The following is a 12,794-nucleotide window of genomic DNA, read 5'->3' as shown; positions in this document are numbered from 1 at the left end:
GTTACTGCGCCGCCTTTCCGTCCAGTCTGTCTACGAAGCGCCGGATACGCGCAATCGCCTTCTGAAGGTCTTCCAGGGAATACGCATAGGATACACGCAGATATCCCTCGCCGCAGTCACCGAATGCGGTTCCCGGAACGATGGCAATCTTCTCCTCCTGCAAAAGCCTGTTGGCAAACTCGTCGGAAGTCATTCCAAACCGCTTAATACATGGGAACATATAGAATGCGCCGTATGGTTCGAAACAGTCCATGCCCAGATCCTTAAAGGCGCGCATCAGATATTTTCTTCTCTCGTCATAGGCTTTCTTCATCCTGGCAATGTCTTCATCGCCATTCTTCAGAGCCTCCACCGCCGCATACTGGCTGGTAGTCGGAGCGCACATGATGGCAAACTGGTGAATTTTCAACATCTGGGTCAGAATGATCTCAGGTGCCGCAGCATAACCGATCCTCCATCCCGTCATGGCATAAGCCTTGGAAAATCCGTTGATCAGAACGGTCCTCTCCCGCATGCCCGGGATTGCGGCGATGGATACGTGCTCTCCCTTATAGGTCAGCTCGGCATACAGCTCATCACTGATGACAAAAATGTCCTTCTCCTCGATTACTTTGGCAATCTCCTCCAGGTCTTCCCTCTCCATGATAGCGCCCGTAGGGTTGTTCGGGAACGGAAGGATCAGCACCTTTGTATTTGGTGTAATCTTCTCCAGCAGCTTTTCTTTGGTTAACTTAAACTGATCTTTTTCCTCCAGTTCGATTACGACCGGTTTACCGCCGGCCAGCGTGGCACATGGTACATAGGAAACATAGCTGGGCTGGGGGATCAGAACTTCCTCTCCCGGATTTAACATGGCGCGCAGGGCAATATCGATGGCCTCGCTGCCGCCTACGGTTACAAGCACCTCTTTATTAAAATCATACTCCACATGCATGCGGCGCTTCAGGTAATTACAGATCTCCATCTTCAGCTCTTTCAGGCCCGCATTGGAGGTATAGAAGGTACGTCCTTTCTCGAGGGAGTAAATCCCCTCCTCGCGGACGTGCCAGGGAGTGTCAAAATCAGGCTCTCCCACACCAAGGGAGATTGCTCCCTTCATCTCACTTACTACGTCAAAAAACTTGCGGATCCCGGAAGGCGGAATATCCACTATTGTATCTGATAAGGGGTTTCTCACGGTACGATCATCATCCTTTCATCCTGGGGCCCGTCGCAGAGTACGGTGCCATGGTCTTTATATTTTTTAAGTACAAAATGGGTAGCCGTGCTGAGCACAGAGTCAATTGTAGACAGTTTTTCAGCTACAAACTGGGCTACCGCCCTCATGGTCTTCGCCTCAAGCATCACGGTAAAATCATAACCGCCGGACATAAGATATACAGATTTCACTTCGCTGTACTGGTAGATTCTCTCTGCGATCTTGTCAAATCCCATCTCGCGCTGAGGCGTAACCTTCACCTCGATGAGAGCAATCACCTTCTCTTCATCTGTATTATCCCAATTAATCAGGGTATGGTAACCACAGATGACATGCTCACTCTCCATCTCAGCGATCTCGGCCGCGACCGCGGCTTCATTCTCACCTAATAAATCCGCCAGCTCTTTAACGCTGATCCTGCTGTTTTTTTCAATGACCGCTAAAATTCTTTCTCTCATAGTTTACCTCCTGTTAATTGAGTTTCGTTTCACTGCCCTCCACGGCGCTTTCGCCCTTCTCCGTGCTGCGGACAGTCACTTTATATAGTTCATCGGGTTTAGGCCGATCCAGGAATGTCTGTATTTCACCGTTATAAATCTGCCTTTTAATTCCTGTCTGCGTCCTCCCGAGCACTACCGCATGGATTCCCTTTTTCTCCAGTCTGCTAACCAGAGCGCCGCCGTTTGCGGCCGTGAGGAGTGCACACCCCTCCGATTGCAGCCTGTAGGGATTTACGTCGAACACCTCGCAGACCTCCACCGTCTCCTGCAGGATTGGGAGTCTGCGCAGTTCCATCTCAAATCCCAGTCCGTATCCGTCAAAATAATCCCACAGCGCCGTCATGATTCCGCCTTCTCCGGCCAGACACCAGGACGCGGCTCCTGCGCTTTCAAAAACCTGGGCTGCAAAACCTTCCGTTGTTTCCGAAGCTGAAATACCGGGGAGCTGAAACAGTCCCCGGATTTCATATAGGCTCTGGCAGCGCTTTACGTATTGCCTTGTAAAGCGTGCAAGCAGTTCTTCTTCTCTTTCAGCGGCAATTACAGACGTACCTTTTAGCGCTATGTACCCTGCAGCTACCAGATCCTGCCCGGCTTCCATAACACCGGTCACTGCCGTCATTCCCGCTCTCATCATCATGCTCCCGCATCCGGGGCCGGCGGCGCCGGATCTGCTGCAGGCGCCGGAGCCGGATCTGCCGCTGGGGCCGGAGCCGGTTCCGCTGCCGGCGGAGCCGCGATCTCGGAAGCAGGGCCGTCGGAGGCCGGACCGGAAGGCGGAGCCTGGGTCTCGGCAGGCACAGCCGGCTGCTCCGGTGTTGTCGGTACAACCGGTGCGATCACAGGCGCCTCAGGGCCTACACGGTAAATTGCTTTTGATGCCATATAGTTATCGGTGTGGAGGATCTCTTTTTCTGTCTCCACTCCGTCGACATAAACATATTTCCATAATCTGGAGCGGAGTCCTCTGTGAGCAGACTGCTCAAGAACTTTTGCTCCCGGCCTCAGGGACGGATCCACCTTAATTGTAGGCGCTCCCGGGTCCGATGTACCCAGAGTCTCCGACACGTATTTCACCTCGCGGTTAGCCGGTCTTGTCTCTTTTCCATAGATTGTAAATGTCAAGGTGCCGCCGCTTACGCCGCCTTCGATATAAACAGGCGTGTCGTATGGGTTTTTAAACTTCAGATCCTTAATGGTTCCGGCAATGGCGGCGTCCTGAGACGGTTTCACATATGCTACGAGCATGGAATGGTTCTGCCTGTCCGTAATCTCCATCTCGGCCTGAAGCGCCGCATTGTACATTGTTGTGCAGAGCTGGCAGGAGCCTCCGCCGATTGAATCAACTACACGGCCGTTCTCATAGGAACCGGCAGCCGCGTATCCGTTGGCGATGGTGAATGGCGTCAAAAGATTATAGGCGGAGAATTCTTCTCCCGGCATCAGTACGACGCCGTTGATCTTTGACGAGCCGTTTGCCAGGTTTTTGGATCTTGAAATATTGCCTGTGCTGAAATTGGTGCTGAATGTTCCAAGCACATCCTGGATCATGGCCAGATCTTCCGACTTTCTCGCCGGCTGGGTCTCGGTTACAACCGCCGCCACCGTCACAGGACTGTTCAGCCCGCCTTTCAGCGCCTCATCGAGCGCTTTCTTCGTCGCATCCACATCCACAGCCAGGCCGACCACGGAATCCGTGATCTGGAACGCACCGTCCACCCTCGTGATCTCGGCATCCTTTGCTTCCCTTACAAAGGCGCTGCATCTGCTTTCGACAAATTCCGCCACTTTTGCGGCGTCCACAGAGGTCTCAACTTCCAGCTTGAGCGGCTGTTTCTCAAGGCTCTTAAGATTTAAGTATCTTTCCAGCAGGTTGCCGCCGGCGTATTTCTCGGCCGCTTCTTCAATCTCCTCTTTATTGGTCCAGGAAAATCCCAGTTCTTCCGCCGTCGTGGTAATCTCATTCCCGTCGATCGTCAGAGTAATCTCCTGGTCCGACATTTCTTCTACATATTCCTCAATCTTCTGATCCGCTTCTTCCCCGGTCATACCGGTCAGTTCAAAGTTCCCCACTCTGATGCCGGCTGGAAGCGTGCCCGCGGCAGCCGTTTCCGGCGGGAACAGAAGTACCCCGGCTGCCAGCAAACAGGCCGCTGCGCCGGCGATCCAAAAATTCTTTTTCATATATATGCCCCTATTCCAATAACGATTGCGGTAAGATTTGTCCGGTACAGACTGTTCACCGCATAACACTCATGACGCACTCCCGCGTCCTGTCGAAATGTGCGGTTTACATTGCCATTGATAAACCGGCGAGTATAGTTCCACCTACCATTGCGAGAACTATAACGATAATAACAATGGAAGATACTACTTTCCTTGTCCTTTTATCACTGAAGTTAAACATTCCTTATCACCTCTTTTTATTCTTCCATACTGTGAGATAATTTTATCCGTCATCCTCGAAACTTCGTTCCGGGAGAGGTAGTCTATCTGCGCAGATACGTTTATTCTATGATATTTTAGTAAATCCCGCAAGACTTCTTTTTGCTTTTTTGTCGCCGGCTGCTCTTTTTTTACCTTATATAGCAAAGGTTTACAGGAAAATGCCTCCGGCATTGTGGAAAAATGTATTTTTTTGACGGCCTGGTACAGTAAATGGGCCGTCAGGGCATCCGCCATGGCGCGGTGGGCGCCCTCCTGTTTTACTCCGTAATAAAGGCTGGCATTGCCCAGATTCTTCCTCTCCTCCTCCGGCATAAACCGTCTGCAGAGGGTCAGTGTATCGATCCCGCTTTTTTCAAAAGGCAGCCCCTGATTGACGGCGGCCCGTTTCAAAAAGCTGTAATCGAAGATAATATGATGCCCCAGAAGTGGAAGGTCTCCGCAAAACTCCACAATACGGCCAATCACTTCATCGATATCCGGCGCATCGGCCACCATATCCATGGTGATGCCGGTCAGCTCCTCGATCCGTTCCTCCAGTTGCCTCCTCGGATTGACGAGGGAGGAAAACGTCTTCAAGACTTCGCCTCCCGAAACAAGGGCGGCGCCAATCTCGATGATTTTATCGTGTTTCGGATCCAGACCGGTTGTCTCCAGATCGACCGCCACGTAAGTATCCGGACCGCCGCAGAGATCTCCGGCCGTCTGCTCCCTGGAATTCATTTCTTCCCTTATTATGTGTGCAGATTCTTCCAAATTTATTCCTGCTTTCTCTCATTATTTAAAAATAACATTTCCTGAACTGTTATTTTGTGCTTTTCCGGCTCTTTTTAACCTTTTCTGTCTCAGCGCCGGGGCAGTTCTCTCTCAGGAAGCACTCGCTGCATTTGGGGCTTCTGGCAATGCAGATGCTCCTGCCCAGCGTGATAATTTGAATATTCCACAAAATCCAGTGCTCTTTTGGCAGAACTTTCATCAGATCATATTCAATCTTTTCCGGCTCCTCCTCTTTTGTCAGTCCCAGTTTCCTGGAAATCCGCTTTACATGGGTGTCCACCACAATGCTTGGTTCATCGTAAATATTTCCCCTGATTACATTGGCGGTTTTTCTCCCCACTCCGGCGAGGGAAGTGAGCTCTTCTATGGTTCTCGGAACTTCTCCGCCAAAGTCTTCGACCAGCGATTTACAGCAGGCGATAATGTTTTTCGCCTTCATATGGTAAAAACCGATGGAGTGAATGTCTTTTTCCAGCTCCTTTAAATCGGCGTTTGCAAATTTCTCCAGTGTGTCGTATTTTTTAAACAAATCTGCCGTTACAATATTCACCCTGGCATCGGTGCACTGAGCGCTCATAATCACCGCAATCAAAAGCTGCCACGGTGTCTCATGGTTTAAGTAACAGCGGTAGTCTGTCCCGTATTCCTGATCAAGCAGTTCCAGGATCCTCCGGACCCGCTCATCCCTCTGTGCCTTTGTCTCCCTCGGCATCGGTTACCTCCTGTGTAGTTTAGTTTGTCAAATTTCTGACGGTATAAGGGCGCCGTCTTTCATGACCAGCCTGAACGCTCTGGCGTTCCCCAGCAGGGCATCCCTGTTTTTATAGTCGAACAGAACCACGCTGCCGTCTCCCATCCCTTCGGCATGGGCCATCTTGCTAATCTGCCTGGAATCATACTCCTCATATCCTTTCAAAAGAAAAGGACATTTCGCCTCGCCGATGAAAAACTGCTTTACAGCCTCCTTAAATGGTGACTGTTCCCTTGCAAATGAGGGGCGGCTCTTCACATTTTCCCTGAGGTAGAGGTCGTACATCAAAAGATCACGGTACCGTTCCGCCTTGTTCCCGTTCTGAATATCCGGGACATTTTCATAGATAAAACGGAACAGAATCTCATAGCGGGCCAGGCGGCTGTGGCTGATTCCGGTCATCCGGTTTTCCTCATAGTACTCCGCAAGCGCCTGGAACAGATCAAAAGGTTCGTCAAATTCCTTCACAAGTTCCTTCAGAACCGTTCTGAACTGTCCGCTGTTGTAGTGAACCTCCACCATCTCTTCCACGCCTTTTAACCTGATTACATCACCATAACTGAGCCATCGGGTGGAAAGTACCTCGTAGGGAGGCTGTGACTTATAAAGCAGGCCGTATTCCCCGGCCATCTTCTCCATATAAGAGCCCTTCAGCACCTTCAGAAATCCCAGCTGAAGCTGCTCCGGCTCCATGCGGTATACATCGTTAAATGACTTTCTGAAACTCTCATAGTCCTCATAAGGCAGTCCTGCAATCAAATCGAGATGCTGGTGGATATTACGGAAGCTGTTGACCCGGCGCACGTTGTTTTCCAGTTTCACGAGATCCATCTTCCTCCGAATCTCCCGGATGGTATCGGGGTTCGTGGTCTGGACGCCGATTTCAAGCTGGATTAATCCCGGCCTCATCCGTTCCATCAGCGCCATCTCATCCTCATCCAGAAGGTCCGCCGATATCTCAAAATGAAAGTTCGTCACCCCGTTGTCATGCTCCAATATAAATTTCCAGATCTCCATGGAATGGCTTTTCTTACAGTTAAACGTCCTGTCCACAAATTTCACCTGGGGCACGCGCCTGTCCAGAAAAAAGGAAAGTTCCTTCTTCACCAGGTCCAGATCACGGAACCGCACCGTCTTGTCAATGGAGGAAAGACAGTAACTGCATGAAAAAGGACAGCCCCGGCTGCTCTCATAGTAAATAATCCTGTGTTCCAGCCCTTCAAGGCTCCCGTAGGAAAAGGGAATCCGGCTCAAATCCATCAGGGGAGCAGGCGTCCCGGTATGAATGCCGCCGTCCTTTTTCCTGAAGATCAGTCCCGGCTGCGCGGACAGAAAGGCCGGGTGTTCTTCCGCCATATACTGCTCCACCAGATGATAAAAGGTCTCTTCCCCCTCGCCCGCCATAATTCCCTTCACCTCGGGCAGTTCCCTGAGGACCGCTTCCGCATCGTAGGAAACCTCCGGGCCGCCGAGCCAGATCTGCACCTGCGGCAGCACCTTTTTCAAATCCCTGACAAGTTCCTTCACATAAAGAATATTCCAGATGTAGCAGGAAAACCCCACCACATCTGGACTGCGTCTGTAAATATCCTGTAATATCCATTCCATCTGATGGTTGATGGTATACTCCCCCATCTCTATCTGTATTTCCGGAAACTCTTCCCCCCGCGCTTTCCTGTCCGCAAACATGTCCTGCGCATACTTGATAAGGCTGTAGATTCCCAGATTGGAATGGATATATTTTGCATTGATTGCCACCAGTAAAAATTTCATTTTATAATGAAACCTCTATCTTTCTTCCCGTTTGGTTATACTGGTAATATCTGACTCCTGCCGAATCCAGCATGCGCTTGGATGCGCGGACCGCCGGTGTGTTGCCGTATTTGTCGCTGTCGTAGACCAGGGTCTTGATTCCGGCCTGGATGATTGCCTTTGCACACTCGTTGCAGGGGAAGAGCGTCACATAAAGCTTGCTGCCCTCCAAGCTGCCGCCTCTGTAGTTCAGGATTGCATTCAGCTCGCTGTGGGTGGTGTAAAAATATTTCGCATTGTAGGGGTCATCCGACTCGTGTTCCTTTCCCCATGGGAATTCATCGTCCGGGCATCCCTTCGGAAAGCCGTTGTATCCCATGGACAGGATTTTATTATCGTCGCTGACAATGCAGGCTCCCACCTGTGTGCTGGGATCCTTGGACCTCATGGCGGAAAGCTTGGCTACGCCCATAAAATATTCATCCCATGTGATATAGTCATTCCTCTTATCCGACATATGCAGCCCTCCCCGTATCTTTACCTGCTTCTCTTCCATTATAACCTCCCGTGTCCTCCAAAGTTCATGTTAATTATTGGTTACAGTTCTGTCTCCGGTCAAACCTTTACGATCCGGTATCCCGCAGCCTTGTTGAGCCTGTTCATAATCGCCTGTCCCAGATGATCGGCCGGAAATCCTTCCGAAAACAGATACTGGGCCCCTAAATCATCAAATTCCCTGAGGACGGCGTACAGATTATGGGCGACCGTCTCCTCTTTCGCCCTCTGGCCTATACTCCTCACCATTCCTGCAGGATATGAATCTCTCGTCTCATCGGTGCAGATAATCCCTACCTTATATCCCTCGAAAAGTTTTTCAGCCGCCAGGCGGTTAATCTCAGAGACCACTCTGTCCTGCGGCCCCTCAACCAATGTCAGCTCTGCATTGGGAGCATAATGCCTGTATTTCATTCCGGGCGCCTTCGGCTTTAAATCCGGACTTACGGGACCGAGAATCGCCGGATCGACCCTGACTTCCCCCACCACCGATTCAAGCATCTCCATGGTCACCGCACCCGGCCTCAGAAGCACCGGCACCTCTTCCGTCACATCCACAATTGTGGACTCCACGCCGATCCCCACAGGACCGCCGTCGATAATCATCTCAATCCGGCCTTCCATATCCTGATAAACGTGCTCCGCCCTCGTCGGGCTCGGCCTCCCCGATGTATTGGCGCTGGGAGCCGCCACCGGCACCCCGGCCAGCCGGATCAGCGTTCTCGCCACCGGATCGGACGGCATCCGTATTGCCACCGTATCAAGCCCTCCCGTCGTTCCCTGAGGTACAAGAGCACTCTTGGGAAATACAAGGGTCATCGGTCCCGGCCAGAATGCCTCAGCCAGCTTTCTCCCCATCTCCGGTATCCGGCCGACTAATGGCTCAATCCCCTCAAAATCCGCCACATGGGCAATCAGAGGGTTGTCCGAGGGTCTTCCCTTGGCCTCATATATTTTCCTGGCCGCCTTCTCATCCAGCGCATTGGCCCCCAGGCCGTACACCGTCTCCGTCGGGAACGCGACAAGTCCCCCGTGTTTCAATATTTCTGCCGCTTCTTTAAGGGATTCAAGCTCTTCGCCTGTAAAATTTCCTTTATCTGACACTTTTAATACTTTTGTATTCACTGCTGCGTCTTCTTTCTATATAAATGTAAACTGATATTTTTGTTTTTTATCATAGCACATGGGCGGGTAGGGTGCAAGAGATTCTAAGGGGGAATTGAGAAAAGAAGCCGTCGGAATAGTCGGGGGGCAGAGCAGTAACAGCATACTGACCGGCCTGATTTCAATGTCCTTCTCCTAACTAAACATCCGTTAATCCTGCATGAACGGCAAATCCCGGAATATACTTTTTATAACCGTTATTGATTTCAGGTGAAAATGTGTTAAAACGGATAGCAAAGCGGCTTACAGTGGAGGCGGCAGCCGGATTTGTGCTGCTGGCCGGTATATTTATGATGACGCGGTATGCGGGCCTGTCTGTGTCCGGGACCAGCGTACATATCGGAAAGGAACGGCCCGTTGTCGTGCTGGATGCCGGACATGGCGGGAACGACCCGGGGAAAGTGGGTGTGGACGGCAGCCTTGAAAAGGATATCAACCTGGCAATTACGCTCAAGGTCAAGGAATATCTGGAACAGTCCGACGTGGATGTTGTTCTGACCAGAGAGGATGACAAGGGGCTTTATAAGTCCAGCGACAGCAGCAAAAAAATGGCGGATATGAAACAGCGCTGTCAAACGATTGCGGAAACCGATCCCGACATCGTAGTCAGCATCCACCAGAACAGCTACCATCAGGAGGCCATCTCGGGCGGTCAGGTATTCTACTATAAAGGCTCGGATAAAGGGAAAAAACTGGCTGAAAAAATACAGAAACGGTTCGATTACGTTCTGGGAGAAAAGAACACAAGACTTGCCAAGGCCAACGACAATTACTATCTTCTCCTCCACGTGAAATGTCCTATCGTCATCGTGGAATGCGGTTTCCTGAGCAACTGGAACGAGTCAAAGATGCTGAATTCCGAAGATTATCAGGACCGGGTCGCATGGACCATACATATGGGGATTATGGAGTATCTGAATCAGAGGTAAGTGTGTTGAGGAATGAGAACGCCGCCGGGAGGGTCGGGGGGCGGGATGGTGAGGGGGAGGTTATGAGTCTTCAGTCCCGGCTTGCAGGGTGTCGCAGGTGGGGAATCCGGGCAGAAAAAGTTCCTGCGGGAAACGCTTGCGCTCTTTGGAGTACATAACGGTACTAACCTCGTGAAAAACCTCGGTAAGTGCCGATGAACTCCCAGGTTCCCTCCGGAATCTTTTTCTCCCGGATTCCCCACAGGAAGGTTATGGCCCGGGACTGAAGACGCGATGGTTGTCGCCATCCCGTACCCCGGCCTGCGGCCGCTGAATTGTTCTTATTCCTTCAAAGGGGGGAGGTATTGTCGCTGCCACTACATTTTCTCGAATTCCAGGAGAATACCTGTTTGGTATTAAATTGATGAGTCTTAGTTTTAGTGCCTGACCTGTCCTTGAATAGCCATTAAATTTTTAGATTAATCATAGCATTTAGCTTTGAATTTAGCTTTAATTTTTCTCTGAATTCAGCCCGAAATACCTTCATAAGGTAAAAGATTCACGACTACATAGTGGCCGCGACAATACCTCCCCCCTTACTTGACGAAAGAGACAATCAGCCCCTGAAGCCGGCGGACGGGGCAACAACCTTCGCTGAGTCTTCAGTCCCGTCGACAACCTGTCCGGGGAAGGAAGGAGAAAAGATTCCGAAGGGGACATTGGAGCCCGCCGGTGCTTGGCGAGGTTTTTCACGAGCTTAGCATCCGCTGTGCGCTCCACAAGCGGAAGCGAGTCCCCGTAGGAATCTTTTCTCCTGGATTCCCCCTCACCACACCCTACAAACCAGGACTGAAGACTCATCCACACCCTCCCACTCCCCCGTCCGCCGTCTTACAGAGGCGTCCTCGCATCTCAACTAATCCCCCTCATTCTTCGCATCAAATCCAACCGGCAGATACCGTTCGGGAATTATTTTCTCATAATCTATATCGGTAAAACCGTTGCAGAATGTCAGTTCCACATAAATCAGCCGTTTCCCTTCTTCATCCGCCAATGCATAAATATAGCCGAAATCACTCGCACTGACCGCCAGGACGGGATAGTTGAATCCGGTAGCTCCGTAAATCAAATCATGTTCCGGGTATTTTTTCGACTTCAGGCGGTCTGTCTCCGCTTCGTAAGCTTCATCGTCACAGGTATAGACCAGATAACCAAGGTAGCACGGATCCCAGGAATTATAGTACTCATAATAGAAATCCTCCGTTTTAGCGGATTCCGGCAGCTTTTCCGGGAAAATATCGTTGATTACCAGGTAGGACTCGCCTGTTTTCTTTTTGATATCGGCGTGCACTGTCCTGTGGATTCCATCCGGCCCAAAATATGCTTCATATTGGGCAATGTCTTTTACTACCGTCCTCTCCGTCCAGTTGGAAACAAAAAACAGGATGACTCCTCCAATCAGAAGGAACACCGCGATGACGGTAATCAGAATGATTTTTACAGTTTTTTTCATAAGTAACTCTCTCTTTCTCTTACTCCATTAATCAAAATAAATTAACTTCCATTTTCGGCACAGTGTACCGGATGGCATATGGAATTAAACTCCTATGTTTTTAAATTTTATCACACAAACCAATCATCCCGATGACAATATCCTTAATTTTCCATAACGTACTTTTTAATTTCCTGATTACTACTCCCGTGCATCCTCGCGGAGCATTTTTGGGTTCATAGGACGTAATTTCCTATGAAGCGAAAAAAAAGTGCATCTGCCGAAGCAAATACACTCTTTAATAGTTTGTTTATCATATTCTACTGTACCGCATCCGAGAAGTCCTTGAATCCCAGCCCGAATACCTCCGTCGTCTCAGTTACCATAACAAAAGCATTTTCATCCGTTTCCTGGATAATTCTCTTGAGGCGGGAAAACTCCGATTTTCTCACCGTACACAGGACAACCGTGGTCTCCTGGCCGCTGTATGCCCCTTTTCCCGGCAATATTGTGGCGCTCCGGTCTAATTCCTGTATAATGCGCTTTGCAATCTCATCGGCACGGCTCGTGATGATGGATGCATTGCTCCCCGCATCGCCTCCGTAAATGATGGTGTCAATCACCTTTGTCTGTGCATACAGACTGAGCATTCCAAACAGCGCCGCATCTATATTGTGGAATACAAACGTGGAGAGCGACAGAATCACTCCGTCTATGATCAGCAGCGCACGTCCGATTTGAAGATGGGGATATTTCTTCTGCATCAGATATCCGGCCACATCGCTTCCGCCCGTCGTGGAACCGGACATAAAAATAAATGCCATTCCAATCCCGACCAGGATTCCGCCGTAGAGACTGCTCATCATCCTGTCCCCCATGTAAAGCGGGCATATCGGCGCCACCACATAGTCCAGGATAACGGAACAGATTCCGCAGGCCACCGCCGTCCGGATGGCAAACCGGCGGCTTAAATAGAACCATGCCAGGATGAGCAGCGGTAAATTGACCATCAGGGTCATCCGTCCCACTGGCAGTCCGGTAACATAGTTAATCATCAAAGCGATACCGACCGCTCCTCCGGGTGCAATGTTAGCCGGCACAATAAAACTCTGGGTGCCCGCACTGTATATAAACGCTCCTATAACCAGAAGCAGTCCGTCTCTTACCGATCCTTTATTAATCTTTCCGCTCATGTTATTATGCCTTTCTCCCCGCCGGCCCTGAAAAATTTCCTCGCTAAAGGTTTCCTTCC

The 12,794-nt window shown here is 50.5% G+C and carries 12 protein-coding genes; 1 reads left to right on the top strand and 11 read right to left on the bottom strand.

What is annotated here, in order from left to right:
* Position 1 precedes the first annotated feature (1 nt).
* From V3C10_02100 to V3C10_02060, 9 genes are all read right to left on the bottom strand, one after another.
* Positions 2 to 1,177: an aminotransferase class I/II-fold pyridoxal phosphate-dependent enzyme gene (locus V3C10_02100; GenBank protein ID WVP62631.1), complete on the bottom strand. Its 1,176-nt coding sequence runs from the start codon at positions 1,175 to 1,177 to the stop codon at positions 2 to 4.
* Entirely contained in the window at positions 1,174 to 1,656 is a 483-nt protein-coding gene (locus V3C10_02095; GenBank protein WVP62630.1) for an Lrp/AsnC family transcriptional regulator, read from the bottom strand. The genes V3C10_02100 and V3C10_02095 overlap by 4 nt, the downstream gene beginning before the upstream one ends.
* Positions 1,657 to 1,669: 13 nt before the next feature.
* Complete coding sequence (locus tag V3C10_02090) at positions 1,670 to 2,338, bottom strand: hypothetical protein (protein WVP62629.1); 669 nt, start codon at positions 2,336 to 2,338, stop codon at positions 1,670 to 1,672.
* Positions 2,335 to 3,882, bottom strand: coding sequence for a VanW family protein (locus V3C10_02085; protein WVP62628.1), 1,548 nt, complete (start codon positions 3,880 to 3,882; stop codon positions 2,335 to 2,337). Before V3C10_02085 ends, V3C10_02090 begins: the two co-directional genes overlap by 4 nt.
* A gap of 186 nt (positions 3,883 to 4,068) precedes the next feature.
* Positions 4,069 to 4,866, bottom strand: coding sequence for a 3'-5' exonuclease (locus tag V3C10_02080; GenBank protein ID WVP64561.1), 798 nt, complete (start codon positions 4,864 to 4,866; stop codon positions 4,069 to 4,071).
* A gap of 82 nt (positions 4,867 to 4,948) precedes the next feature.
* Positions 4,949 to 5,632, bottom strand: a complete 684-nt coding sequence (nth, locus tag V3C10_02075) for an endonuclease III (GenBank protein ID WVP62627.1) — start codon at positions 5,630 to 5,632, stop codon at positions 4,949 to 4,951.
* Positions 5,633 to 5,659: 27 nt separating this feature from the next.
* Positions 5,660 to 7,444 carry a B12-binding domain-containing radical SAM protein gene (locus V3C10_02070; protein WVP62626.1) on the bottom strand — a complete coding sequence of 595 codons (1,785 nt, stop codon included), beginning with the start codon at positions 7,442 to 7,444 and terminating at the stop codon, positions 5,660 to 5,662.
* Between the two features lies 1 nt (position 7,445).
* The gene (locus V3C10_02065) at positions 7,446 to 7,979 is read right to left on the bottom strand and encodes a dCMP deaminase family protein (protein ID WVP62625.1); all 534 of its coding nucleotides are present in this window, start codon (positions 7,977 to 7,979) and stop codon (positions 7,446 to 7,448) included.
* Positions 7,980 to 8,038: 59 nt separating this feature from the next.
* On the bottom strand, positions 8,039 to 9,082 hold the full coding sequence (locus V3C10_02060) for an L-threonylcarbamoyladenylate synthase (GenBank protein WVP64560.1): 1,044 nt from the start codon (positions 9,080 to 9,082) through the stop codon (positions 8,039 to 8,041).
* Between the two features lie 350 nt (positions 9,083 to 9,432).
* Here V3C10_02060 and V3C10_02055 point away from each other — a divergent pair, with 350 nt between their 5' ends.
* A complete protein-coding gene (locus V3C10_02055) occupies positions 9,433 to 10,071 on the top strand; it encodes an N-acetylmuramoyl-L-alanine amidase (GenBank protein WVP64559.1) in 639 nt (212 codons plus the stop codon).
* Positions 10,072 to 10,966: 895 nt separating this feature from the next.
* On the opposite strand, the gene V3C10_02050 is transcribed toward V3C10_02055, so the two are convergent.
* Positions 10,967 to 11,563, bottom strand: coding sequence for a hypothetical protein (locus V3C10_02050; GenBank protein ID WVP62624.1), 597 nt, complete (start codon positions 11,561 to 11,563; stop codon positions 10,967 to 10,969).
* 299 nt (positions 11,564 to 11,862) lie between these two features.
* On the bottom strand, positions 11,863 to 12,735 hold the full coding sequence (locus V3C10_02045) for a YitT family protein (GenBank protein WVP62623.1): 873 nt from the start codon (positions 12,733 to 12,735) through the stop codon (positions 11,863 to 11,865).
* Positions 12,736 to 12,794 lie beyond the last annotated feature (59 nt).

The organism is [Clostridium] symbiosum, from assembly GCA_036419695.1.
In the GTDB taxonomy this organism is placed as follows: Bacteria; Bacillota; Clostridia; order Lachnospirales; family Lachnospiraceae; genus Otoolea; species Otoolea symbiosa_A.
The sequence above is the reverse complement of the archived record's forward strand: the minus strand, read 5'-3'. Positions and strand labels throughout refer to the sequence as shown.